Origin of the sequence: Intestinimonas massiliensis (ex Afouda et al. 2020), from assembly GCF_001244995.1 — a bacterium.
Classification (GTDB): Bacteria; Bacillota; Clostridia; order Oscillospirales; family Oscillospiraceae; genus Intestinimonas; species Intestinimonas massiliensis.
Genome location: NZ_LN869528.1, coordinates 181,693 through 203,258 on the forward strand (window position 1 = coordinate 181,693; position 21,566 = coordinate 203,258).

34 protein-coding genes are annotated in these 21,566 nt (G+C 57.8%); 12 read left to right on the forward strand and 22 right to left on the reverse strand.

Translation table 11 applies throughout. From position 1 onward, the window contains the following. The 20 genes from BN2154_RS01100 to BN2154_RS01195 form a co-directional block, all read right to left on the reverse strand. On the reverse strand, positions 1-513 hold the full coding sequence (locus BN2154_RS01100; protein WP_050617038.1) for a phage terminase small subunit P27 family: 513 nt from the start codon (positions 511-513) through the stop codon (positions 1-3). Positions 514-545: 32 nt separating this feature from the next. Continuing rightward, positions 546-1,076 carry a ParB/Srx family N-terminal domain-containing protein gene (locus BN2154_RS01105; RefSeq protein ID WP_050617039.1) on the reverse strand — a complete coding sequence of 177 codons (531 nt, stop codon included), beginning with the start codon at positions 1,074-1,076 and terminating at the stop codon, positions 546-548. Between the two features lie 256 nt (positions 1,077-1,332). After that, on the reverse strand, positions 1,333-1,704 hold the full coding sequence (locus BN2154_RS16530; protein WP_050617040.1) for an HNH endonuclease: 372 nt from the start codon (positions 1,702-1,704) through the stop codon (positions 1,333-1,335). Positions 1,705-1,770: 66 nt separating this feature from the next. After that, entirely contained in the window at positions 1,771-1,920 is a 150-nt protein-coding gene (locus BN2154_RS16535) for a cysteine-rich KTR domain-containing protein (RefSeq protein ID WP_094762293.1), read from the reverse strand. A 124-nt stretch (positions 1,921-2,044) separates the two neighbouring features. Continuing rightward, complete coding sequence (locus BN2154_RS01115; RefSeq protein WP_050617041.1) at positions 2,045-2,803, reverse strand: rolling circle replication-associated protein; 759 nt, start codon at positions 2,801-2,803, stop codon at positions 2,045-2,047. A gap of 1 nt (position 2,804) precedes the next feature. Continuing rightward, positions 2,805-3,281, reverse strand: coding sequence for a hypothetical protein (locus BN2154_RS01120; protein ID WP_050617042.1), 477 nt, complete (start codon positions 3,279-3,281; stop codon positions 2,805-2,807). 164 nt (positions 3,282-3,445) lie between these two features. Further along, complete coding sequence (locus BN2154_RS01125; protein WP_050617043.1) at positions 3,446-3,754, reverse strand: DUF551 domain-containing protein; 309 nt, start codon at positions 3,752-3,754, stop codon at positions 3,446-3,448. Further along, positions 3,741-4,256 carry a nucleoside triphosphate pyrophosphohydrolase family protein gene (locus BN2154_RS01130; RefSeq protein WP_050617044.1) on the reverse strand — a complete coding sequence of 172 codons (516 nt, stop codon included), beginning with the start codon at positions 4,254-4,256 and terminating at the stop codon, positions 3,741-3,743. The genes BN2154_RS01125 and BN2154_RS01130 overlap by 14 nt, the downstream gene beginning before the upstream one ends. Before the next feature lie 156 nt (positions 4,257-4,412). Continuing rightward, positions 4,413-4,622, reverse strand: coding sequence for a hypothetical protein (locus tag BN2154_RS01135; protein ID WP_050617045.1), 210 nt, complete (start codon positions 4,620-4,622; stop codon positions 4,413-4,415). Then, positions 4,619-5,272 (reverse strand): hypothetical protein, encoded by a 654-nt coding sequence (locus tag BN2154_RS01140; protein WP_050617046.1) that lies wholly within the window; start codon positions 5,270-5,272, stop codon positions 4,619-4,621. The genes BN2154_RS01135 and BN2154_RS01140 overlap by 4 nt, the downstream gene beginning before the upstream one ends. Positions 5,273-5,292: 20 nt before the next feature. Then, positions 5,293-5,565: a hypothetical protein gene (locus BN2154_RS01145; protein WP_050617047.1), complete on the reverse strand. Its 273-nt coding sequence runs from the start codon at positions 5,563-5,565 to the stop codon at positions 5,293-5,295. Positions 5,566-5,877: 312 nt separating this feature from the next. Then, positions 5,878-7,644 carry a PcfJ domain-containing protein gene (locus BN2154_RS01150; protein ID WP_050617048.1) on the reverse strand — a complete coding sequence of 589 codons (1,767 nt, stop codon included), beginning with the start codon at positions 7,642-7,644 and terminating at the stop codon, positions 5,878-5,880. A 4-nt stretch (positions 7,645-7,648) separates the two neighbouring features. Further along, positions 7,649-7,987, reverse strand: a complete 339-nt coding sequence (locus BN2154_RS01155; protein ID WP_050617049.1) for a hypothetical protein — start codon at positions 7,985-7,987, stop codon at positions 7,649-7,651. Next, positions 7,984-9,135 carry a DUF3102 domain-containing protein gene (locus BN2154_RS01160; protein ID WP_195892285.1) on the reverse strand — a complete coding sequence of 384 codons (1,152 nt, stop codon included), beginning with the start codon at positions 9,133-9,135 and terminating at the stop codon, positions 7,984-7,986. The genes BN2154_RS01155 and BN2154_RS01160 overlap by 4 nt, the downstream gene beginning before the upstream one ends. Positions 9,136-9,361: 226 nt before the next feature. Continuing rightward, a complete protein-coding gene (locus BN2154_RS01170) occupies positions 9,362-10,750 on the reverse strand; it encodes a replicative DNA helicase (RefSeq protein ID WP_050617052.1) in 1,389 nt (462 codons plus the stop codon). After that, positions 10,743-11,543, reverse strand: coding sequence for a helix-turn-helix domain-containing protein (locus BN2154_RS01175; protein WP_050617053.1), 801 nt, complete (start codon positions 11,541-11,543; stop codon positions 10,743-10,745). The genes BN2154_RS01170 and BN2154_RS01175 overlap by 8 nt, the downstream gene beginning before the upstream one ends. Before the next feature lie 7 nt (positions 11,544-11,550). After that, positions 11,551-11,880, reverse strand: a complete 330-nt coding sequence (locus tag BN2154_RS01180) for a hypothetical protein (protein ID WP_050617054.1) — start codon at positions 11,878-11,880, stop codon at positions 11,551-11,553. Positions 11,881-12,042: 162 nt separating this feature from the next. Then, a complete protein-coding gene (locus BN2154_RS01185; protein ID WP_050617055.1) occupies positions 12,043-12,492 on the reverse strand; it encodes a helix-turn-helix domain-containing protein in 450 nt (149 codons plus the stop codon). A 36-nt stretch (positions 12,493-12,528) separates the two neighbouring features. Next, positions 12,529-12,720: a hypothetical protein gene (locus tag BN2154_RS01190; RefSeq protein WP_154666614.1), complete on the reverse strand. Its 192-nt coding sequence runs from the start codon at positions 12,718-12,720 to the stop codon at positions 12,529-12,531. Positions 12,721-12,828: 108 nt separating this feature from the next. Continuing rightward, positions 12,829-13,116 carry a hypothetical protein gene (locus BN2154_RS01195; protein ID WP_094762294.1) on the reverse strand — a complete coding sequence of 96 codons (288 nt, stop codon included), beginning with the start codon at positions 13,114-13,116 and terminating at the stop codon, positions 12,829-12,831. 153 nt (positions 13,117-13,269) lie between these two features. On the opposite strand from BN2154_RS01195, the gene BN2154_RS15620 reads away from it, so the two are divergent. After that, positions 13,270-13,437, forward strand: coding sequence for a hypothetical protein (locus BN2154_RS15620; protein ID WP_154666615.1), 168 nt, complete (start codon positions 13,270-13,272; stop codon positions 13,435-13,437). Between the two features lie 11 nt (positions 13,438-13,448). Here BN2154_RS15620 and BN2154_RS15625 read toward each other — a convergent pair whose 3' ends face one another. Beyond that, positions 13,449-13,610, reverse strand: coding sequence for a hypothetical protein (locus tag BN2154_RS15625; RefSeq protein WP_154666616.1), 162 nt, complete (start codon positions 13,608-13,610; stop codon positions 13,449-13,451). A 15-nt stretch (positions 13,611-13,625) separates the two neighbouring features. After that, entirely contained in the window at positions 13,626-13,847 is a 222-nt protein-coding gene (locus tag BN2154_RS16540) for a helix-turn-helix transcriptional regulator (RefSeq protein ID WP_094762295.1), read from the reverse strand. 152 nt (positions 13,848-13,999) lie between these two features. Here BN2154_RS16540 and BN2154_RS01200 point away from each other — a divergent pair, with 152 nt between their 5' ends. The 11 genes from BN2154_RS01200 (at position 14,000) to BN2154_RS01240 (ending at position 21,400) form a co-directional block, all read left to right on the forward strand. Then, positions 14,000-14,356, forward strand: coding sequence for a helix-turn-helix domain-containing protein (locus tag BN2154_RS01200; protein WP_050617057.1), 357 nt, complete (start codon positions 14,000-14,002; stop codon positions 14,354-14,356). Further along, complete coding sequence (locus tag BN2154_RS01205) at positions 14,349-14,765, forward strand: ImmA/IrrE family metallo-endopeptidase (RefSeq protein ID WP_050617058.1); 417 nt, start codon at positions 14,349-14,351, stop codon at positions 14,763-14,765. The genes BN2154_RS01200 and BN2154_RS01205 overlap by 8 nt, the downstream gene beginning before the upstream one ends. A 38-nt stretch (positions 14,766-14,803) precedes the next feature. After that, the gene (locus BN2154_RS15965; protein WP_195892304.1) at positions 14,804-15,403 is read left to right on the forward strand and encodes a hypothetical protein; all 600 of its coding nucleotides are present in this window, start codon (positions 14,804-14,806) and stop codon (positions 15,401-15,403) included. Next, positions 15,381-15,662 carry a S24 family peptidase gene (locus tag BN2154_RS01210; protein ID WP_368013979.1) on the forward strand — a complete coding sequence of 94 codons (282 nt, stop codon included), beginning with the start codon at positions 15,381-15,383 and terminating at the stop codon, positions 15,660-15,662. The genes BN2154_RS15965 and BN2154_RS01210 overlap by 23 nt, the downstream gene beginning before the upstream one ends. 34 nt (positions 15,663-15,696) lie before the next feature. Next, on the forward strand, positions 15,697-16,395 hold the full coding sequence (locus BN2154_RS01215; RefSeq protein WP_094762298.1) for a zinc ribbon domain-containing protein: 699 nt from the start codon (positions 15,697-15,699) through the stop codon (positions 16,393-16,395). Positions 16,396-16,478: 83 nt separating this feature from the next. Then, complete coding sequence (locus tag BN2154_RS01220) at positions 16,479-16,781, forward strand: hypothetical protein (protein WP_050617060.1); 303 nt, start codon at positions 16,479-16,481, stop codon at positions 16,779-16,781. A 103-nt stretch (positions 16,782-16,884) separates the two neighbouring features. Next, positions 16,885-17,919, forward strand: coding sequence for a tyrosine-type recombinase/integrase (locus BN2154_RS01225; RefSeq protein ID WP_050617061.1), 1,035 nt, complete (start codon positions 16,885-16,887; stop codon positions 17,917-17,919). Between the two features lie 212 nt (positions 17,920-18,131). Next, positions 18,132-19,340, forward strand: a complete 1,209-nt coding sequence (gene glf, locus BN2154_RS01230; protein ID WP_050617062.1) for a UDP-galactopyranose mutase — start codon at positions 18,132-18,134, stop codon at positions 19,338-19,340. A gap of 11 nt (positions 19,341-19,351) precedes the next feature. Then, positions 19,352-20,374 (forward strand): glycosyltransferase family 2 protein, encoded by a 1,023-nt coding sequence (locus BN2154_RS01235; protein WP_050617063.1) that lies wholly within the window; start codon positions 19,352-19,354, stop codon positions 20,372-20,374. 184 nt (positions 20,375-20,558) lie between these two features. Beyond that, positions 20,559-20,735, forward strand: a complete 177-nt coding sequence (locus BN2154_RS15970; RefSeq protein ID WP_195892286.1) for a type II toxin-antitoxin system antitoxin — start codon at positions 20,559-20,561, stop codon at positions 20,733-20,735. Further along, a complete protein-coding gene (locus BN2154_RS01240; protein WP_050617064.1) occupies positions 20,732-21,400 on the forward strand; it encodes a ComF family protein in 669 nt (222 codons plus the stop codon). The genes BN2154_RS15970 and BN2154_RS01240 overlap by 4 nt, the downstream gene beginning before the upstream one ends. Positions 21,401-21,566: the final 166 nt, after the last annotated feature.

Consider the following 21,566-nt stretch of genomic DNA (forward strand, 5'->3'; position numbering starts at 1 on the left):
TCAGGCACGGTGCATCCGCTCCCGCATCATCCGCTCAAATGGGTTCTCCTCCGGCGCCTTTCCACCCGCGCCCGGCGGCAGCACCAAGCGGCACCGGCTGGTGACGGTCAGGCCCATGTCGTTGGCCGCTCCACGGCATTGCTTGAAGAATCGGTCCTGAACGCGGGTCGCCCCGTCCAGGGCTTCCATGTCGATCACCCGCTTTCCGGCCTCCGTCCGTCCCCGCTGGATTTTCAGCACCTCCTGCGTGGCGGCCAGATAACTCTGCTTGGCCAGCAGGTACCGGGCCAGGGTGTCGTAATCCAGAACAGTCAGGAGCCCGGCCTCCTTCAGCTTGCCGCCCAAGGCCCGAAATTCCTTCTTCAAGGCCTCCGGCAGGTACTCCGGCGGCCGGATCTGCTTCGGGACCTCGGCCCGGACCTCGGCGGCTGCCCGCTCGCCCTTTTCTTTTTTGGTCAGGTGCTTTTTCCCACTACCCTCCAGCACCTCCAGTGTCTGCCGTGTTCCGGACATGACATTACCTCCCTCCAGGCCCCCGCCGGATACTATTTTGCGTCGAACTCACACCCGCACTGCGGGCAGGTGTAGCGTTTGCGGAGCTTTGGAGACGCCTCGTCCTCGGCGGTCTCCTCCGGTGCCGCAACCTCATCGATCTGGATGTCTTCCGGGGTGAAGCCCGTGAGCGTCAGGTCAAACCCGAGCTCCTCCAGCCCCTCCAGTTCCAGACCGACCATGGCCTCGTCCCAGGCGGCCAGCTCAGCCAGCTTATTGTCAGCCAGGATGTAGGCCCGGCGCTGTGCATCGGTGAGCCCCTCCACCAGATTGCAGGGCACCTCCGTCATGCCCTCAGCCTTGGCGGCCTCCAGGGTCCCGTGCCCGGCGAGCAGATTACCCTGGGCGTCGATGAGGAGTGGACGGACGAAGCCGAACTCCCGCAGGCTGGCCCGTAACCGGGCAATTTGGTCCTCGCTGTGAATCTTGGCATTACGGGCGTAGGGGACGATCTCCTCCACGCGCTTCATCACGTCGCCACGGCAGGCAACGCGCACCGCTGGTGTTTTCTTTCCTCTGGCCATTTTGGCCGCCTCCTATCCTGATCGCCGGCTAAACGGATCGCCGGCTAAAGTCTCCCGGCCGCAGCCCGAAAAATCTCCCGTGGGGAAAAAATCTCGCACAGAGGGCTGCCTGTGGTTATGCGTCTGCCCGTTGAAACTTTCTCGGGGCGGGGTGAGGGTATCCGACGCCTTCGGCGTCGTAGATACTAAGCGCGAGCGTGACCCGGGCACATGCGCATGCGCCTAAGCCTGGTCCGCTTTTACCCGGTCGAGGCGTTTACTTTTGGCGCAATTTACGCTGTCTTTCGGCCATTTCCAGAGCCGTCTTCTGGTTATGATGGCGTTCGCACAGGCTCTGCAAATTACTCGGGTCAGTGAATTTCGCCCAGTCCCCACGGTGTGGGTCCTTGTGGTCCACCCGTGTCGCCGGAGTCCGCAGGCCGCGCCGGGCACACTCGCGGCAGAATGGCTCCAGCAACAACTGGCCCGGCCGGAGCATGTCGGTCCACTCCGGGGTGAAGTACATCCAGTGCCACTCGGCACTTTCGCGGCGCTGTGCCTGCTTGGGCTTATGGGCTGGACAATACCCATCTCGGGTCAACATATGGCAACCAGGATGTCTGCATGGCCGGAGCGGCTTTAAGGCCATGGGCTATCACCTCCAGGCAAACAAAAAGCGCCCAAGCCACGACACCCATCACGGGTTGTCATTGGCTCAGGCGCTGGTCTCATGGGACGCTGGCTCAGGCGCTTCGATATTCACAATGCTTTCTTTTCCGCACCTCCGGCAATACACCGGAAGATCATGGGCGATGGTGTGGTCCAGGAGCTTCAGGACCTTGCCCTTTCCGCAGACAGGGCACATAAGCCATCCGTTCCTTATGGTCAGTTTATCAGATTCAGAGGGATATTGCAACCTTTTCACCGACTTTCTCTTTTCCCCTTGGGGTTGTTACAGATGGTTTCCAGACAGATAAAAGACGCGAGGGCTATTCCTTTTTCCGCCTGCGCGGTGGTCTTTGGCCTTTCTTCAGCTCCTTCTTTTCCGGCATGATGTATTTGAGATACAGATAATCGCCAAACTCGTTATGCTTTTCTCTGCGGTCCAAAATGATCGCCCCAGGTGGGGCCATAACTGTTACATTGTCCTTAACATTGTCGCTTTCCGCTTTTGGCTTTGCCAAGCCGATGGATGGAGTCCAGGTCCTCGCTCCGTTTTCTGTTTTCCCGACTTCCCTTGGCTCTTTAGTCAGGTACTTTGCCAACGCCTCATACCCCGTCCATACATCTAACTGCTCTATCTCCACCTGGCCATACGGCCAGAGGGATCGGATGATATCCACATCATTCCCCGTGCCATTGAGTACCATATGATGGTGGAGTCGGCCACCCTCGGCCGATAGCTGCTCAGTGACGTATATGTACTTTGTATCCATATCACGTGCCTTCCGGTATTTTCGAAGTTGGGACAACATCTTGCGGAGCAGCTTATTTGCGGCATCCCGGTCTGGGGGAAGATGCTGGTCGCCATAGGTCAGCACCACATGCAGATCCCTCGCGCAAAAATTGGCTGCCAGCATCATCTCCAGCTTTTGCCATGACCTGCGCATGTTGATCAGCTCTTGGGCCTCCTTTGACATTCGGCCTCGGCGTGCCCGCTCTTCCGGGTCATCTCGGACAGTCGGTATGGTATAGCAAACAACAGCAGACAGACGGCCTCCAGTGACTGTTTTGATTCGCTTTGCCATTTTAACCCTCCGCCCGGGCTAACGCCTGATCGATGAGCCTCCAATCGCCGATTGTCAGCTTTTCTCCAAGGAGAGCCGACCTAAGCATGGTCTCTGTCAGGTCGCCGCCCACGAGTTCACGCAGACACCCAAGACCCCGCGCTTGGCGAAAGCACAGCAGCCGATCATAAACCGCCCGCTTTTCGGCCGCATACCGTCCCGTAAAATTGCTCTGGTCTGCATCTGACTCCGCGGGAGGATCTGGTTGCGGCTGTGTTGGACCTAGGGACGTGCGGTTTATGAATTGAACTGCATCAACATCGGCGCCAAAAATGGTAACGCCGCCCAGATCAGGGACGTCCACGAACTCCCATGAGACGTCCTGTCCGATGATGAGCAGTCCAAGCTGCAGGCATTCTAGGACATAATCCCGCATTTCTTCTACGCAAGAGACTTTAGTCATTCCCGGCACTTTTAAAATCATTACTTCATGTCCCATATAACAGCCCTTTCTTTCGATGGGAATAGGCGTGGCAATGCCCCGCCCTCCCTTTTATCTTTTGTTGGCCAATCTGTTTACTATTCCGGCCCTATGCCGGGTGTCCCGCGTCAGAACTGTCCCCGCAAACGATCCTGGTAGGCAGGCCCCGCACAGGTCTTGTTTCATTCGCTCATCTCCGGCGGCTTCGGTATCGGCATCCACCATTCCACCGTGGGATTCTCCCACTCGGGGTATTCTTCAACGATCCACCCATCGCTATCGCAATAGCTTGCAATGCAAGCAGCGCTTATCAGTGTGATATTCGCTTTTGGCTTCCCGCTTACCAGCGCAAGGATAAAGCTATCGTCCCTCGGGATCTCGACGTCAGGGTCCCGCCACTCAAGATCGATCAATCTTTGCTTGACCTCGCGGAGTATCGCGCACCCGTGGATCCCTCGGCGCAGGCTCAAAATTAGTTCATCGATCCTCATCTCTATCCATCCTTTCCGCCAGCCGGGCCACCTTCTCGCCGCGCTTGGCCTCCGATAACGGGGCAACGTCAAAGAGCAGCCGCATCTGATCGAGCATGATGCCAACGTCCGCGAGCTCTTCGGCGATGTTATCGAGATTGTCAGCGCCGCGGCCATGCTTACAGACGGCAAGCTGCAGCTCCGCCATCTCTTCGTACAGCATCTTGATCTGCGCTTCTGGGCCGTAGTGGGCCAGGGCTTTCTTAAATATGTACATTTCAACGGGGTTCATTTTGCAGTCCTTACACCGCGCCACTGGCGCAACATCGGCGGCGGACATAATCTTGTTCCACTTCTCAACAACTTCTTCCCGCGAAAATCCATGTACGCTAACGAGTAAACCGTTGTCGCAAGAATGGTCAATGCAATAACATGTATTGCGCCTGGGGGTAAGCTGATATCCGTATACTCTTGGTTTCTCCGGCTCCTTCCCGCAAAATATGCATACATTCAGTTCAGCCATCGTCCACATCCTCCTCCTAGTCGCAATCCACGCAGTAGTCCCGCAAAACCGGCTCACCGGCTAAGTTGCATATCTGGCAGTCCCCGTCCCAATCTTCGCAAACACTATGCGCCTTACACACCCCGCGCATAAAGCAGTTGGAGCATTTCGGTTCAGTCATCCTGTCCCTCCTCCGTCGGTGAGCAGCATCTCTTTTTTTTTGATGTACCGGATTAGCCCAGCAAAGGTCGGCCGCTTTCCCTCCGCTTCGCATGTAACGGCATAAAACTTCACGCCCTCACCAATCTCAGCCAGCCAATCTTCGCCGTAATGGTCGTGATAGGCTTCTTGTTCCCAGCATTCCAACAATTCAGAGTATTTCTTCAATTACCGCCACCTCCAAGGGCCTCATCCTTGCTGATCCGCTCGAACTCGATCACCCACACCCAGGGATCTGCATCCCAACCGGAAGTATCCCGGTCGGCGGGTTTGACGGTGCGATCCCACAACTTTATAAACGGGGTAGCATATCGCCAAAACTCATAATTGTCCCTGTTAACACACGGGCCATCCATGCAGCCATCAGTGTATGCGGAACACTTGCAGCCGCCAGGCAAATGACCGAGTGGAATAACTCCTTCAGCAAGCAATTCCGTGTAAGAGATTTCCTGCAGCCGCTCCACTCGCACATCGGTGACCCGCAGGAATATCCGCGCGGCCTCCTTGGGCATGTGGATGGATGGACGCCAGCGGTCATCACAATCCCAACCATCCGGTTCCTCTCCATCTACTCGGTACACAAATCCGTAGGGCATTTCCGCCCAGGTCTCCCGCACATACAGGATGTCGCCGGACTTATAGGGAGGGCGGTAAACCATGGGTTCCTCGGCGTTCGCAAAGCATCCAGGCCAGCACATTGAATCCGGCATAGGGAACAGTGCTGCTTTCGGCTGCGGCATCACCACCCTCCGCGTGACGGTCTTCCGCCCATCCAAGATCGCCCGCACCATTTCGGTGTTAAACAGGATCGGTTTCACGTGTGCCTCCTTTCGTCGCCTCATCCTCCGCACCGCCCCTCCCGGTCAGCCCGGGCCAGCTCACGGAGGCGGGAGACATTGATCCCATAGCATCGAGCGGTAGACTTCATATAGCCATCTTCGACATCCTGCTTGATTTTTTTGATTTCCTCCGGCTCCAGGCCTGTGTCCTCGTAGGCGGCGAGACGGTTGATTACCGTTGGAATCTTAAACGCTTGCTCTGTCGGTGTAGCACCGTCTTTATTCGCAATGGCAACCCGTCCATCTGATCGTCTTACAGTCAACCTATCCATGTTCAACCCTCCTTTAGGCTTCTCCATTCTCGCGCAGGGGGCACCAGCGCGGCGATGTCTTGATGTTCGGATATTCCTCGCCGGGTTTCGTGAATCCAATAAAGGCCGCCATCCTGGGGCTGTGCGGGCAAACTCGCGAGAAAGTCTCCACAGCCGTGGGGTGCTTACACATACAGTCTCCGCGCGGCCCTTCCGGGCGGCTGTTGCCAGTAATTCGCGCTCTGCCGGTCAACTCCATGTGCTCGCACTGCCTGCATACGGGTATCCTTTTCACGTTTCCGCCTCCTTTTGGTCCTCATCGCCTCGTCAGTCTCACGCCGTACTGGGCTGGACAGCCTTTCTGCATATCGGCTTCCCAGCGCTGTCTCTGGGCGCACCGGCCCTGACCCAGCTCAGCCACAGGTCCTCAAAGGCCCGCACCTCCGGGGTTCGTGGGCAGTTCCGCATCCCCCGGTTCTGCTGTACTGTCAGCTTCCGTTCATCCAGCTCCAGGGTGTAGAAGGACTTCCGGGGCATGTTCTTCCTCCGGATGAAGAAAATGGCCGTTTTCCCGTTGGCGTGCTTCTTCCCATAGGTGCTGACGCAGTGGTGGAGGGCGTTGCCCTCATCGGTCAGCTCCTGCTGGCTGGCCGCTGGCCGGATCAGCAGGCCGTCCGCCGCGAAGGCGTACTTGCGCAGCACCATCCGACGTACCCGAAACTTGGACGCCAGCCCCTTCTCCTCCAGTTGGGACATCTGGGCGGTGGCCTCGTCGTGGGCGGCGAACAGATCATGTGGGTAGTGCACTCGCTCATTGCTCAGGTCCCAGCCCAGCCGCTCCGCCATGTCCCAGTAATCTGTGAGGATCTGCACATCCGGTACCTGGGCATACGCCGGCGGGTCCTCGTCCTCCGGCTCCGGGACGTAGTTGGCCTCCCACTGCCCGCACTGCTGAAGCAGGTACCGGATGCTCTTGGCCACTGGGCCGCGGCCCACCAGTTGTCCCACATGCTCGTCGCCCAGGTAGAAGGCGTTGACGATGTCTTCCCCGGTCAGGAGCTCCCCCGCCGCCTTGCTGTATCGAAACAGGTCCCAAAAGAGCTGGTTCCAGTCCTGCTCCCGGGCCAGGCGCAGCTCTTCCCGGTTCAGGTGCAGCATTTTGGCGGGCCTGGTCTGGCTCCAGTCCAGCTCAGGGATATCCAGCCTGCCCTTCGTGTTCTTGTCCCACTTGGCTGCCCGGACCTGGCTGTAAATGAGATCGTCCAGCACTTGTGGCAGACCGTGGACCAGCGCCGCCTCCACATTGGGGTGGGCCTGATAGAGCCGCAGCCAGGCCACCGGGAAGTGGAACGCTCCGGGCCGGTCCTCCATATAGACGTCCAGCTTGCAGTGGGGCAGGCAGCTCTCCGCCACCAGCTCATCGGTGAGGCCGAAGATGTTGTCCTCCTCCCCCCACTGCTCCATCCAATCCCGGGGCTGCCGCCACTCCCGGTTGTACTGGATGAAATAACCGGCATGGCCGCTGTAGGCGTTGCTCCAGCCCTTGAGCTGGGTGCAGTCCGAAGCGGAGAACACATAGGACTCCGCCGGGATGGCATCCAGGTGCTCCCCACCTCCGAAGGACACCTTTCTCTGGATCACCCAGCCCGTCAGGGCCAGCAGGTGATCGGGGCCCACCACGGCGGCGCTCATAGCCCGTCCCTCGGCGGAGACAAAATAGCCCTTCCGCCGCAGGTCCGCCTTCCGGCGGATCTGGACCTGAACGCCGCAGTTGGGGCAGAGGATCTCTTCCCCATCCTCGTACACCATCCCGCCCTCTACCTCGGTAAAGCTCTCCGGCAGGATAAATCCATAGCCCTTTTGTCCCCGGCCGTAGTGGTACAGATCCAGATAGCCGCAACAGGAGCACTGCACGCGGACCATCTTCCGCTTCCGGGGTCTGGCCCACTCGTCCAGCATCACGTCCAGGCCGTAGTCCTCCACCCACTCCAGCTCATAGATGAAACCGTGGGTGTCCAGCTCATCCTGAAGGATTGCCGAGGCCCAGGTGAGAAAGCCCTCCGGCGGCTGGCGGGACACCAGTTTACGCACATCCTCCATGTCCTCACCCCCAGAAGTCGGCCAGATCCAGCCCGAGGAGGCCGGTAGAGCCGGACTCCTGCCGCTGGGGCAGTCCGTAGAACTCCCGTAGGATGCGGTCGGACTCCGCCGGGGTGACACAGGCAAAGCCCCCGCTCTTGTGGCTGTCCGCGAAGGCCTTGATCTTCTTCTCCGCCTCCACGATGGACATGGCCTCCACCTCCAGGTCCTGGGCCAGGAGCTCGGCACACGCCGGCTCCGCCCGGCACAGGTCCATGAGCTGCTCCGCCACCATCCACTGAGGGGAGCGCTCCTTTACCTTGCTCTGCTGCTCTTTCAGCTTCCGGATCGCCTCCTGGATCATTCCGCACACCTCCCGATGGCCTCGGCCAGGGCCCTCAGCGCCTTCTCCGCCCCTTGGGCGGCGGTATGGTCAGTCCGGCCCCGTAGCTTGAGCAGGATGCCCCTCATCTTGTTGGCGTTCTCCTGAGTCTGTTGAAAGAATGCCTTGAACATGGCAATGTCCTCATCCGAGGTGAGCACCGCGTTTTTCCGGGCCTGCTCGGAGTCCTTGAGCTGGACCTGGGCCTGCTCCAGAGCAGCCTCGGCGGCCTTGCGCTTTTCGTCGGCCTTGGCCTTCGCCTCCTTGGCCTTGTCCAGCTTTGCCTGCATCTCGGCCATGGCCTCTGCCCTGCCCTGCTCGATGGATTCCTGGTCCACCACAGTCTCCACCGCCACGTCCACCGGCCGGTTCTTCAGCTCAGTCAGCTCCTGCTCCAGGCGGGCAGCCTCCCGATCCGCCTGTTCCTTCTCCGCACGGGCCGACTCCAGCGTGGCGTTGACCAGCTTCATGTCGGCCTCCATCTTCGCCCGGGCCTGCTCCGCAGCGGCGGCGTCGGCCCTGGCGGCCTCGGCGGCTTTCCGGGCCTCGTCCCGCTCCTTGATGGCCTGCTCCAGTTGCCGGGCGGACATGTCGATAACAGGCTTTTCCTTGCCGTCCACCTCGTGGGTCTCGGTCAGAAACCGTTCCCGCTCCTCCGCCGGCAAGGCCAAGAGCGCCAAGGCTTTGGAGGCTCCCAAATCCGCAAGCGTCTGCGGATTTGACCACTCTCTGGCAAGACGCATAAAGTTCTGGGCAGTCCGCTCCGAAAACTCAACCTGCTCGGTGAGCCAGGGCAGCCACTCCCCATGGGAAAGCATCCCTTTGGCCTCTATGAGCCGGGCGCCGATGTCCAAGATGGCCTCCCCGGCAGTCCGCTTGAGGTCTAGGATCTCCCCGGTGACGGTTTCGATGGTCCGCTCGCCAGGCTCAGGTTTGTAGCCCGACATAGCGGCCAGCTCCGCCTCCTCGGCCTCTCTCCACCGGGCTCTGCGCAACTTCTCCTGGTCGTCGATCTCAGCGCCCGGCCGGGCGTTGTTGTAATAATAAGGGCACTCCAGCTCCCGGCCGACATAGGTGCACTTCTTCTCACACTCGGCCTGGAGAGGACAGAGATCATTCGTTTTTCCCATAGTCTTTCCCATGGTCAAACTCCTTTCAGCGTTGGTTAAAATATAAAGTTTGCCTCAAGGTGTGCCCATTTACCTTGTACTCTACGATGTAAAAGCGTCGCTCTGGATGTATGTACCAAACGGTACCCTCTACTGTGGGGACCTTCGGATTTTGACGCTCTACGGCAACGGACGCTTCCTCGGCAAAAACCGATGGCTTAAAGCGCACTCTATCCCCGATCTGCAATCAGTTTCCCTCCTTGAATGGGTCCTCTTCGTCCTGCCCGGTCGTCTGTATCGTGAACTGCTCCGGAATCTCCTCCTTTATTTTCCGCCGGTAGGACATACCGGCGATCTTACTGGAGGCCATGGAAAAGGCCAGCTTGCAGCCGCCCACGGCGCCGTGTCGGTTCTTGGCCAGGTCCACCTCCAGGAGGGAGGGAACGGTGGGGTCCACGCTGTCTCGCTCCGCGTAGTAGTCCTCCCGGTAGAGGAAGATCACTCCGTCGGCGTCTTGCTCCAGAGCGCCGGTATCCCGGAGGTCGGAGAGCTTAGGCCGCTTGTCCTGCCGGGCCTCCACCTCCCGGTTGAGCTGGCATAGGACCAAAATGGGCAGATGCAGGGTCCTTGCCAGGTTTTTGAGGGCGCCGGAGATCTCCGTGGTGTACTCGTACCTCCCGGCCCGCCGGGCCTCCGGCGGCGGCAGGATCTTGCCAAAATAGTCCACTACGATGAGCCGCAGCCCGCCGATGCTCCGGGCCAGGACCCCGATGTCGTCCACCGTCACTGTTGGGGTATCGTTGGACCAGAATGCCAGCCCCGCCAGCTTCCGGGCGGCCGCGGCCACCCGGTCCTCCTCGTCTTGGGTGAGGGCCTGCATGAGGAGCTTTTGGGAGGGGACACCGGTCTCCCGGGAGAGGCGCTTGGCGGAGAGCTGCTCCGTGTCCATCTCCAGAGAGACGAAGAGCACCGGGTCCACCTGGGCCACCCGGTCGGCGATATTGAGGGCCAGGGTGGTCTTGCCCATGCCGGGCCGGGCAGCCAGCAGGTAGAGGCCGGAGTTGAGCATCCCGCCGCCCAGGAGCTCATCTAGGGCCATGTAGCCCGTGCAGACATAGCCTTTGGCGTCTCCTTCTTCCACGGACTCCCGCTGCCTGTAGTAGGCCATGATGCCGTCGTTTGGGCTGACCAGCTTGCCGGTGCTGCCCTGAGCGGCCAGGGCGTCCAGCCGCTGTCCTGCGGCGGAGAGGAGGGCGGCCGGGTCCTCCCGGGACGCCACACCTGCCCGGATGGTCTCCGCCGTCTCCAGCAGACCATCCCGCAGTCGGTCCTCCCGGACCAGCCTAATGTATTCCCCCACGTTGGCAGCGGTGGGGGTAATCTCCATGAGCTCCATAGCGTACCGGGCGGAGACCTGGCTCCCCAGCTTCCGGGCCCGGTCCAGAATCAGGAGCGGGTCCAGTGCGCTGCCCTCCCGCTCCAGGGCCAGGGCGGCCCGGTAGAGGGCACAGTCAGCCTCCAGGCGGAAGTCCTCCGGCTTGAGAGAGCGCTCCACCTCGGGGAGACAGCGGGGATCTACCAGGATGGACCCCAGGACACTCTGCTCGGCCAGGGCCTCGTAGGTGTGCTCATCCATCCGGGACCATCACCTCCTCCCCGTCGATGACCTCGGTGTGCCAGCCGGTGAGCTGCTGGGCCTGGGTCTTGACGGGCGCTGCCTTGCTGCTCTTGGGGGTGGGCTCGTCCAGCCACCGCTGGTTTCGGAGGTACCGGCAGGCGTAGGGCGCCGGCCAGTCCTCGGCCCTGACCTGCCACTTGAGGGCCCGGGCGATGGCGTCGATTAGCTCATCCTCCGGCTTGAGCCTGTCCCACTCCCGGACAGCAGACACCCGGTCCTCATGCCGGGGGTAGAACTTCCAAAATGCCTCGAACCGTTCCGGCTTCCAGGTGGGGATGCTCTTGGGCGCTCTCAGCTTCTTCGGTTCCTTTGGCTTTCGGAGCTGTCCCCCTTGGGGGACTATAGGGGGTATATATTCTATACTTGTATTATTCTCCCCGACATTTTTGTCGGGAGGGGTCTCGACAAAATTGTCAGGAGGGGTCCCGACAAAATTGTCGTGAGGGTGGTTCGGTGTGCCTTGGTCGTAGACGGCGCAAATCCGGCGTTCCAGGACCTCCTGAGTACTCTCGTCCCGGATCACGTCCACCCGCAGGTAACCCCGCTCCACCAGCACCGCAAAAAGCCGGCTGATACTCCGTTCGGACAGGCTGAACAGCTCCGCAAAGTAGCCGTTTTGGGCGTAGCAGTACCCCCGCTTGCCCGAGAGAGCGGTAACCTCTCCGTAAAGCAGCTTGGCGTTAGGTGGCAGGTCCGGGTCGTAGCGGACGAAGGAGGGGATTACAGCCCAGTAGGCCGGTCGCTCTTCCATCTTCGCTTCACCCCTTCCCGTGTTGACATACAAATCCGTCCGTCAGGCAGACCGCGATTCCGCCGGACAAGACAGCCCAGAGCTGATCGACCTCCGGGCCCATGACCGGGTCGGCCGGCTGGTCAAACTGCTTCCACACCCGAAATCCGATGCTCCGCAGGTGCGACAGCCGTTCCATCGGCTTTTTTCCTTTCAGGCAGTCCGGGTATCCTCCGCCGTGGCCGGCCTCAAAGGTGACGGACAGCTTGTCCAGCGCCTTTGCCCAGTCTTCGGCTCTTCGGGCTTCTCGGGTCTCCCTTTTGGCGACAAGCTCCGCTAAAGTCGTCTCAAAAGACACCGCTGCCACCCCCTTGCAAAACGCTTTTCAATCTGATAAAATGAACCTGGTTTTTAGAGCAGAACCAAGGGCCTGTGCGTCGATGCCAGTCGGCGCGTGGGCCCACTTTTTTTATGCTCATGGGCTCGTCCTCCAAATTTCCAATGTTTGAGTTGGTTTGTCCTATGCGTGCTCCTGCGCATAGCGCAGGGCCATGGCGGCCTTCCCCAGTCCCTCCACCTCGGAGAGAATCTTATCGTATAGGGGCCTCTCCTCATTGTCGATTCGTCCGTCGGCCCCAATGGATAGGAGATCCTTGTCCCTATGCTTATCGGCAAAGGCATAGATCTGACTGAGAAGCTGCATGATTGCCTCTGACAGGGGCATCTCCGCCATCTCTGGGATGATGCGCCGGGCCAGCTCCGCGTTGGCCCGCAGGTGCTGTACGGCCAGGAAGCGGTTATCATAGAGGTCCACCATCCTGGACACGACTTCATCGGATGGGACCCGCTGCCCCTGCTCATAGGCTCGGATACTCTCAACGCAGATGCCAAGGGCCTCGGCTGCTCTTTCCTGGGTCAAACCGGCAGTCTTGCGCGCAGCTTGATAGATATTCCGGTAGTTGTCGTACATGGTAATTGTTCCTCCCGGCGGGTATAATGATGGTAGTCAACAGGCTTCCACGTCGTCCATCAGCGTAATGGTGCCGTCTTGCTGACAGATGATCAGGGCCGTCTTGCCGTCCCGGTACGTAATGCGGACTGCATTGCAGGTCAGCGTATCCACCTGCCGCAGGCTCTGGGGCGGGACCTGTCGCTCCAGCCATTTCTTGATGTTGTTCTGTTCCGTAGTGCTCGGCATAAACATAAGGTTCTCCTCCAGATCATGATAAGAAATACTCCACCCACTGCGGCAGGCCCAGGCAAAGCAGGACCATGCCCCCAAGCAGCAGGCTGTCCCGGATGCGGGTCATGCGCGCATCGCCTCCTTTACTGCCTCGCAGATTGCCTCGAACGGGATCAGTAGCCCGCCCTCTCTTTTGTACCGGACCAGTCCGCCCGGGCTGATATTAAATGTGTACCTGGACTCCCCTTCAACGGACATCCCGAAGGGGGCCCTCTGCTCCCGCAATGCCAGGCGGAGCGCCATCTCCGTCCAGCCGATGTATCTGGCCGCCACGGCCAGGGGTACGTTATCATAGGACAGAATTTCTTCATCCGTCGGGGCGGGTGGCTTTGGGTGTATTCTGCGGTTCAAGATTTACGCCCCCTTCCTCTTAAAAGTGCGTTCTATCGGACAGGTAATGAGATTTTCCGTAAGCCCGCCTCCTTTCAGCTCGCGGCCAGATCGGCCTGGTTGCCTCCCGCCCCGCCCTGTGGTAAGATGTGGGCGGAGAAAGGAGGTGGTTTCATGATTGACATTGATGGACTGCGCAAAGCAATCCGGGTATTTGAAATTGACTCCATGCCTCATTCATGGAGCGCCAGCAATCCTGCGAGTATCGGTGATATAAATAAGCTGCGAGATAGTATCAAAGCCGTACTCAGTGCATTTGTTGATGAACTTGAGAAAAAATAGCATAGGCGCCGTCAGTTACTGCTGGCGGCCTCCTTTTTACAAAACTCAATCATCCCGAGGTTGTTTAATCTGCTGTAACACTGATATATGGTTTCCTGTGCCTTGGTCAGCTCTTCCAGAATTTCCTTTAGCTCTTTATCATCTACTTTGATTGATACGGAATAGACGTTCATCGGTGCTTTCTCCTTTCAGCTCGCGGCCTGATCGGCCTGGGGTCCGGGTGGTTCCCGGCCATAGAGGGCATCAATCGTGCAGCCCAATACGTCAGCAATCTGAGGGATCATTGCCCCCGTTGGCATTACAGTCCCAGATTCCCACATAGCTACGGTCGATTGGGTAACTCCCAGTTGTTTGGCCAGCTCCGTTTGTGTCAATTCATTTTTGGTTCGAATTGATTTAAGCCCTTTCATTTTATTCACCTCTCTTATTTCAAGAATCTTGATATTACAGTTTTATATTATATCAAGCATCTTTATATGTCAAGCATTTTTATTGATTTTCTTGAAATACTCTTTTCAGCAGTATGCTGATACGCTATGATGCTATCAAGGTGGTTGATATTATGAACCGTATTAAGGTGCTTCGGCTAGAACGCAATATAAAACAGGTTGATTTGGCCAAAGCTGTATCAGTCAGTCAGGCCGCACTCTCAGGGTATGAGACCGGCAAGTACGAGCCTGACTTCGATACGCTTAAACGGATAGCAGAATATTTTGACGTCTCCATTGATTACCTCTTAGGAGGTAAATTGGATTCAAGGGCTAATGCATCAGCCACCGAGGATGATATCAAAGCCGCCTTCTGGGGCGGAGACAGAGACCTCTCCGCAGAAGATATGGATGCCATGTGGGCCGACGTAAAGAACTTTGCCGCTTTTGTGGCCCAGAGAAAAAAGCAGGAGAAAAGACGGGATGAATGATATCATCGATCTCTACGACTATGCCGGGCAGCATGGGATCTGGGTTTACTGGTTTACGATGGAGAGCGCCGAGTCTCTCTCCATGGTTGCCCCGGATGGAGATTGCTATATCGCTATGGATCCTTGGTACTTGAGCACGCTGGCGGAGGAAAAAGTCAAGCTTGGGCATGAGCTTGGCCACTGTTCGACCGGCAGCTTTTACAATGAAGATGCCGCTTTGGATGTCCGGCAGAAGCATGAGAACCGGGCCAATCAATGGGCATATCAAAAGCTCGTCCCTGAGGACGAGCTGATGCGGGCTGTTCTCCACGGATATCGTGAGCCGTGGGAGCTGGCCGAGTATTTTGATGTTACCGAGCCTTTCATGCGGGGCGCGATAGAATACTACCACAGGAAGGCCGGAGCATAAATCTGTGTCTATTAGACACGACTGAAGAAGGGATTGCGATGAAGAGAACAATTTTGACCTTACTCACGACCCTGCTCTTGCTGCTCTGCTCATGTGAATCATCTGCAAACCAATCTACCGAACCAACCACACCCACACCTACCCAAGGCCTCGTATCTCCGTCAGCATCGCAACCGCTTGACGACAGAGGTATTCCAGGAATGAGCGCAACTACCATTAGACTATTACTTGAGTCATCATTTGGCGTTCCATGGACAAACGAAAATATAAAGACTGATGAAGCTGCTGCGTATTGTTACGCCTCTTGCTCCAGTTCTGGATCCAATAATGATGATGTGACATATGACTACTCTATTTCGATAGATGAAGATGGAGAGATTATCGGTGCGTCATTCGGCATTTCTGGGGCTGTTTCTACCTCCGCACAAAAACTAAACCAATCTGCAGATTTGTACTTTTACGCAATTTCCATTTTGCCCTATGATACAGCCGACGAAGAAACTTTGACCGCCTGGTTTGAGGACAGTCTCCCAAACGCATCTAATGAGGGCATTTCCACAACTGTCGGAGATGCCACGTATACCCTCTACGGAATTCCAGGTAATACTTATTGGCTTGACATCAGCAAAGCGACTTAACCAAAGCATTAAACCGCCCATGCGTGAAGGTGATGTGGTTATCGTTCGCAAGCAGGATACCGCCGAGACAGGAGACATCGTAGTCGTCTTGATTAACGGAGATAGCGCCACGGTAAAGCGCATAAAAAAAGAGCCGACCGGAATCACACTGATTCCAAACAACCCTGCTTATGATCCTATGTATTATTCCAGCCACGACATTGAGACCCTACCCGTCCGCATCCTTGGAAAAGTGGTCGAGCTTCGGGCAAAATTCTAGGACAACACCGCACAGAAAATAGGAGGGAAGTATTATGTCGCTAACAAAATGTCCAGAATGTCAGCAAGAGATTTCCGATCAAGCAAAAAGTTGTCCTCATTGTGGATATCCCATTGATAATGCCATCCCTATTGTAGATGCGAGTGAAGCATCGTCAGCCCCCGTGTCCGATAATGAGCCCTCCAACCAGTCAGAAACTTCGAGCGTAAAGAATACAACCTCGCATAAAAAAATGTTGGGCATCGCTCTTGCTCTTGTCGTTGCCATTGGATTTTTTATTTACCTGAACGGGGCAAAAGTCACGGCTTCCAATTTGAACACGGATGCTTTTTATTCTTCTGATTTGGGTATAGGGGTACGGCTCGGCCAGTCCAAATCGCAGGTGGACAAACTCCTGGGGGCGCCCATTCCTCAATACGATTACTATCTATATGAAGGCTATTTGTGTGTTACTTACGAGAATGGTAAAGTAGACTCGCTTTCCATTGAATACCCAAACGATCGCTGGGAAACCTACGGGGGAATCAATATCGATTCTACTGCTGAAGATCTGGTACAAATACTCGGAGAACCAATACAAAAACAAGATGACGGGGAAAAATGGTTTTATCAACGCAGGAACCACGCTATTGGGTTTTCTGTCCGCTCCAATGGAATGAACTATATTTACATATATGACTTACATGGACAGCGCCTGCTCACGCAAGACGAAATAGATGCCATGGATCAATAAAAAAGGCCGGAGCCAGTGGCCGCCGAGCCGCTGGGAGAATTTCCTGGGGTGGTAGCGCCGCCAGCAAAGGAAGGAGCATGGGCATGCTAGAAGAAAAGGATCTACAGGCAATCGCGCAGTTGATGCAGGATATGAAAAAAGAAATCATAGGCGAGACCAATGAACTGCTGGCCCAGCAGAAGCGGGAGATCATGCAGGAGGTAGGCGTTCTGATCGAGAACGAGGTCACGCCAAAGTTCAACCTGCTAGCCGAGGGGCAGGAGGAAATTCTACGCCGGATGCCCAGCGAGGAGGATATGGATATCATCGACGGTCGGCTGACCGCCCTGGAGGCATCTGTGCGGAAACTCAACCGGGAAGTGGCCCAGCTCAAAAAAGTGCAATAAAAAACCGCCCCCGGCGCTACCAACACCAGGGACGGCGGAAAAGGGGTGAATAGCTTGAGGCCCATTCACCCTTCTATTTTATCGGAATAGGAGGAATCTGTCAATGAGAAGAGCGAACGGCACTGGGTCCATCGTGAATCTGGGTCCCAACCGTCGGCGGCCTTATGCCGTCCGGGTGTCCTATCTGGCCCGACCGGGCCTGTGGAAACAGCGGTATCTGTCTTATCACCGCACCAGCCGCGAGGCTCAGGACGCACTGGAGGCCTACAACCGCCAAGAAGTCAAGCCTAGGGTTGCGCCAGTAACGCTGCAGGAGGTCTATGGCCAGTGGTCGGCCCGGAAGTATACCCGTGTCGGCTCGGCATCTGTGGTCTCTTACCGGGCCTCCTGGGCGCGCCTTGCCTCCCTGGCCGAACGGCCCATGGACCGGATCACGGTGGACGACCTCCAGCAGATCATTGACGATGATGAGGCTAACGGTATGTCCAAATCGTCCATCACGAACGACAAGATCCTGATGAAGGCGCTCTACAAATTTGCTATGGAGCGTGACATCGTGCGGAAGGACTGTTCCGCATTCGTGGAGCTTCCCGCCGTGGGGGAAAAACGAGAAAAGGGGGCCTTTGACGAGCAGCAGATCCAGAAGCTGAAATCCCTGGCGGAGTCTGGTTTCCCGTGGGCCGACGCGGTGCTGATGCTCTGTTATACGGGCTTTCGGATTACCGAATTTCTGACCCTGACCCCTGCGGCCTACCACGCCGAGGGCGGGTATCTCCAGGGCGGGTTGAAGACCAAGGCAGGGCGTGATCGCATCGTCCCCGTTCACCCGCAGATCAAGCCATATTTGGATCAGTGGCTTTCCAAGGGAGCGGGCACCATTATATGCAGAGCCAATGGCCGCCCGGTACCTTCAAAATGGTTCCGCGAAAAAGTCTTTCCGGCAGTCGTCCATGAACTTGGCGCGGATGGCGCCACCCCGCATTGGTGCAGGCATACGGCAGCCTCCCGTATGAAGGTAGCAGGCGTAGACGAGCTAGCAGTGAAGCGCATCCTCGGTCATGCAGACAAGGACGTAACGGAACACTACACGCACACTGATATCGACTTTCTGTCGAAGGAAATTCGGAAGGTTTTGTAACTAGTTTTCCAAACATGTGCAAAATTACAATTTAGAAAATGTTTTTAATTTGTCTCATTTTAAGAATAAATGGGTATTATTTTTAAATATATGTTTGACGGCAACTAAAAACTTTTAAGGAAACCTTAATACTTTTTTCGTTCCTTTCCAGCCCCTCCTATGGTAAAATGAAGAAGCAACCTACAAGAAATCCTGAAAAAGGTGTGAATCGGATGGAGAATTCCTTTGACTGTCTGATCATCGGTGCGGGTTACGCCGGGGCCGTGGCGGCCCGGGAGCTGGCCGAGCGGGGCGGCCGGCGGGTGCTGGTGCTGGAGCGCCGGGACCACATCGGCGGCAACGCCTACGACTGCCCCGACGCCCACGGCGTGCTCATTCATCAATACGGCCCCCATATCTTCCATACCTCCAACAAACGGGTCTTCGACTGGCTCTCCCGGTTCACCGGCTGGCGGCGTTATCAGCACCGGGTCATCGCGAATCTGCCCCGGGACAACCCGGAGGTGGTCCCGGCCCGCAAGAAGTCCGACGGCCGCTTTTGCTTTCCGGTGCCCTTCAACCTGGATTCCCTGGAAAATGCCTTCGGCGCCCAGGATGGCAAACGGCTGGGGCAGAAGCTTCTGGACGCCTACCCCGCCCAGAGCCAGGTGACGATTCTGGAGCTGCGGCAGAACCCCGACCCGGAGATCGCCGCCATTGCGGAATACGTGTACGAGCACGTCTTCGTCCACTACACCATGAAGCAGTGGGGCCAGACCCCCGAGGAGATCGACCCGGCCACCACCGCCCGTGTGCCGGTGCGCCTCTCACGGGACGACCGGTACTTCCAGGACGCCTACCAGGGGATGCCCTTGGAGGGCTACACGCCCATGTTCCAAAAAATCCTGGACCACCCCAACATCACCGTGGAGCTGGGCGTGGAGGCCCGCGACCGGGTGAAGCTGGAGGGCGGAACAGTCACCCTGGACGGCGCGCCCTTTACCGGCGCGGTCATCTTCACCGGACAGGCCGACGAGCTCTTCGGCTTCCGGTTTGGGCAGCTTCCCTACCGCACCCTGGACTTCCGGTTTGAGACCTACGAGAAGCAGTTCTACCAGACTCACGGTACGGTAAACTACACAGTGGACCAGGACTACACCCGCATCACCGAGTTCAAGCACCTCACCGGCCAGGATCTGCCCGGCCTTACCACCATCATGAAGGAGTACTCCCGTGCCTACACCGGGGCCCCTGGCGAGACCCCCTACTACTCCATCATCAACCCGGAGAACAACGCCCTCTACGCCAAGTACGCGGCCCTGGCGTCGGAGTACCCCAACCTCCACCTGCTGGGCCGGCTGGCCGAATATAAATATTACAACATGGACGCCATCGCGGGGCGGGCCCTGGAGCTCTGCGACAGCCTCCTGACCAAATCATAGGAGCGGTTTTTGTGAAACTTCTGACATTCGCGGTCCCCTGCTACAACTCGCAGGACTACATGGAGCACTGCATCCACACCCTCCTGGAGGGAGGCGACGAGGTGGAAATCATCCTGGTGGACGACGGCTCCAGGGACAACACCGGCGCCATCGCCGACCGCTATGCCCAGCAGTACCCCGATATCGTCCGGGTCATCCACCAGGAGAACGGCGGCCACGGCGAGGGGGTGAATCAGGGCCTGCGCCACGCCCAGGGGCTCTACTACAAGGTGGTGGACTCCGACGACTGGGCCGACGTGGACGCTCTGCGCCAGGTGGTGGACAAGCTGCGGGAGTTCTCTCAGATGCCGGAGCCGGTGGACCTTTTGGTGTGCAACTATGTGTACGAGCACGTGGAGGACCACACCCAAAAGGTCATGCGGTATACCAACGTGTTCCCCCAGGGACGGGTGTTTACCTGGGACGAAATCGACCGGTTCCGCCCCTCCCAGTATCTGCTGATGCACTCGGTGTTCTACCGCACCGAGCTGCTGCGCCAGTGCGGGCTGGAGCTGCCCAAGCACACCTTCTATGTGGACAACATCTTTGTCTACCAGCCCCTGCCCTACGTCAAGACTCTGTACTACATGAACCTGGACTTCTACCGCTACTTCATCGGCCGGGCCGACCAGAGCGTCAACGAGCAGGTCATGGTTAAGCGGGTGGACCAGCAGCTCCGGGTGACCCGCCTCATGATCGGCAGCCACGACCTGACCCAGATCTCCGCCCAACACCGGCGGCTGGGGCACTATATGTTCAACTACCTGGCCATGATGATGACCATCTCCTCCATCTTCCTCATCATCGACGGTTCCCCCGCAGCCCTGGGGAAAAAGACCGAGCTGTGGGAGTATCTGCGCACGGCCTCCCCCCGGCTGTTCCACCGGATGAAGTATCGCTCCTTCTCCATCGTCAGCAACTTTCCCGGCTATCAGGGCCGGAAGCTGTCGGTATCCCTGTACCGGCTGGCCCGGAAGATTTACAAGTTCAACTGACCGGGGGCCGCGCCGGACCGGCGCGGCCCTTCTCCTGTCATGTAGGCGGGGATAAAATGCCTCATCGGGAGCGCCCACCATCGTCCTTACATAAATTTTAAGCCGTAAAAATACACTAACAATAATCTTATTTTCACTGCAAAGGATATGCTTTGTTTAACCCGGATATGAGGAGGCGAAGTATATGGAAGAGCGCAAACATCTAAGCATCCGCATGGATGCCGAGCTTCATGACAAGCTGAAGTATATTGCCCAATACGATGGGCGCTCTATGAGCAGGCAGATACTCCATCTCATCACCACTTGTGTGCGGACCTTTGAGCAGGAGCACGGCCCCATCCAGACGGAGGACCCATCATGAGCCGACCGCTGGGCGCGCTGCTGGACCTTCTCTTCCCGCCCCGGTGCGTGTTTTGTCGCAGACTGCTCCACCGCGGGGAGGAGGGCATCTGCCCCCGCTGCCAGCAGGAGCTGCCCTGGGCCCTGGGGGCCGAGGCGGAGCAGACAGGGGAGTTCTTCTCCCTGTGCGCCTCCCCGCTGTGGTATCAGGACCAGGTCCGCGCCTCCTTCCACCGCTATAAATTTAAGGGGGTCCGGGGCTACAGCCGGACCTATGGCCGCCTGGTGGCCCAGTGCGTCCAGGACCACCTGGCCGGACGGTACGACCTCATCACCTGGGTCCCCCTGTCCCGGGCGCGGCTGCGCCAGCGGGGCTATGACCAGGCCATGCTGCTGGCCTCGGCGGCGGCGCTGGCGCTGGACGACGTGGCGGCCGAGACCCTGTGTAAGGTGCGGGACACCGAGGCCCAGTCCGGCCTGGGGAAAAACGACGCCTCCCGCCGGGCCAACGTGCTCAGCGCCTATCAGGTCACCGATCCCGCGCTGGTGGAGGGCAGGCGCGTCCTGCTCATCGACGATATCGTCACCACCGGCTCCACCCTGTCCGAGTGCGCCCGGGTGCTCCGCACCGCCGGAGCCACCGACGTGGTCTGCGCCGCCCTGGCCCGGTCCCGGCGCTCCTGCTGACGAAACGCCCGCGGACGTGTCTTCTTTTTGAAAATATGGTTGAAATGCGCCGGGACACCCGATATAATAGGGAGGATAGCTCTGGCGATACGGATAATGGCTCATGCAAAGGGGATTAACCATGGGTTTCTGGGCTAAAATAAAGGAAAAGCTAAACAGATTTCGA

Excerpts from the sequence above, each read along its gene's own strand:
- BN2154_RS16535 (WP_094762293.1), bottom strand. The coding sequence starts at position 1,920 with ATGTGCCCTGTCTGCGGAAAGGGCAAGGTCCTGAAGCTCCTGGACCAC.
- BN2154_RS01215 (WP_094762298.1), top strand. The coding sequence starts at position 15,697 with ATGTCGCTAACAAAATGTCCAGAATGTCAGCAAGAGATTTCCGATCAA.
- BN2154_RS01130 (WP_050617044.1), bottom strand. The coding sequence starts at position 4,256 with ATGGCTGAACTGAATGTATGCATATTTTGCGGGAAGGAGCCGGAGAAA.
- BN2154_RS01240 (WP_050617064.1), top strand. The coding sequence starts at position 20,732 with ATGAGCCGACCGCTGGGCGCGCTGCTGGACCTTCTCTTCCCGCCCCGG.
- BN2154_RS01100 (WP_050617038.1), bottom strand. The coding sequence starts at position 513 with ATGTCCGGAACACGGCAGACACTGGAGGTGCTGGAGGGTAGTGGGAAA.
- BN2154_RS01190 (WP_154666614.1), bottom strand. The coding sequence starts at position 12,720 with ATGCCGAGCACTACGGAACAGAACAACATCAAGAAATGGCTGGAGCGA.
- glf (WP_050617062.1), top strand. The coding sequence starts at position 18,132 with ATGGAGAATTCCTTTGACTGTCTGATCATCGGTGCGGGTTACGCCGGG.
- BN2154_RS01175 (WP_050617053.1), bottom strand. The coding sequence starts at position 11,543 with ATGGAAGAGCGACCGGCCTACTGGGCTGTAATCCCCTCCTTCGTCCGC.
- BN2154_RS16540 (WP_094762295.1), bottom strand. The coding sequence starts at position 13,847 with ATGAAAGGGCTTAAATCAATTCGAACCAAAAATGAATTGACACAAACG.
- BN2154_RS01155 (WP_050617049.1), bottom strand. The coding sequence starts at position 7,987 with ATGATCCAGGAGGCGATCCGGAAGCTGAAAGAGCAGCAGAGCAAGGTA.
- BN2154_RS01125 (WP_050617043.1), bottom strand. The coding sequence starts at position 3,754 with ATGAGGATCGATGAACTAATTTTGAGCCTGCGCCGAGGGATCCACGGG.
- BN2154_RS01115 (WP_050617041.1), bottom strand. The coding sequence starts at position 2,803 with ATGGCAAAGCGAATCAAAACAGTCACTGGAGGCCGTCTGTCTGCTGTT.
- BN2154_RS01150 (WP_050617048.1), bottom strand. The coding sequence starts at position 7,644 with ATGGAGGATGTGCGTAAACTGGTGTCCCGCCAGCCGCCGGAGGGCTTT.
- BN2154_RS15965 (WP_195892304.1), top strand. The coding sequence starts at position 14,804 with ATGAAGAGAACAATTTTGACCTTACTCACGACCCTGCTCTTGCTGCTC.
- BN2154_RS01120 (WP_050617042.1), bottom strand. The coding sequence starts at position 3,281 with ATGGGACATGAAGTAATGATTTTAAAAGTGCCGGGAATGACTAAAGTC.
- BN2154_RS01145 (WP_050617047.1), bottom strand. The coding sequence starts at position 5,565 with ATGGATAGGTTGACTGTAAGACGATCAGATGGACGGGTTGCCATTGCG.
- BN2154_RS01200 (WP_050617057.1), top strand. The coding sequence starts at position 14,000 with ATGAACCGTATTAAGGTGCTTCGGCTAGAACGCAATATAAAACAGGTT.
- BN2154_RS01225 (WP_050617061.1), top strand. The coding sequence starts at position 16,885 with ATGAGAAGAGCGAACGGCACTGGGTCCATCGTGAATCTGGGTCCCAAC.
- BN2154_RS15970 (WP_195892286.1), top strand. The coding sequence starts at position 20,559 with ATGGAAGAGCGCAAACATCTAAGCATCCGCATGGATGCCGAGCTTCAT.
- BN2154_RS01170 (WP_050617052.1), bottom strand. The coding sequence starts at position 10,750 with ATGGATGAGCACACCTACGAGGCCCTGGCCGAGCAGAGTGTCCTGGGG.
- BN2154_RS15625 (WP_154666616.1), bottom strand. The coding sequence starts at position 13,610 with ATGAACGTCTATTCCGTATCAATCAAAGTAGATGATAAAGAGCTAAAG.
- BN2154_RS01220 (WP_050617060.1), top strand. The coding sequence starts at position 16,479 with ATGCTAGAAGAAAAGGATCTACAGGCAATCGCGCAGTTGATGCAGGAT.
- BN2154_RS01205 (WP_050617058.1), top strand. The coding sequence starts at position 14,349 with ATGAATGATATCATCGATCTCTACGACTATGCCGGGCAGCATGGGATC.
- BN2154_RS15620 (WP_154666615.1), top strand. The coding sequence starts at position 13,270 with ATGATTGACATTGATGGACTGCGCAAAGCAATCCGGGTATTTGAAATT.
- BN2154_RS16530 (WP_050617040.1), bottom strand. The coding sequence starts at position 1,704 with ATGGCCTTAAAGCCGCTCCGGCCATGCAGACATCCTGGTTGCCATATG.
- BN2154_RS01185 (WP_050617055.1), bottom strand. The coding sequence starts at position 12,492 with ATGTACGACAACTACCGGAATATCTATCAAGCTGCGCGCAAGACTGCC.
- BN2154_RS01160 (WP_195892285.1), bottom strand. The coding sequence starts at position 9,135 with ATGGGAAAAACGAATGATCTCTGTCCTCTCCAGGCCGAGTGTGAGAAG.
- BN2154_RS01105 (WP_050617039.1), bottom strand. The coding sequence starts at position 1,076 with ATGGCCAGAGGAAAGAAAACACCAGCGGTGCGCGTTGCCTGCCGTGGC.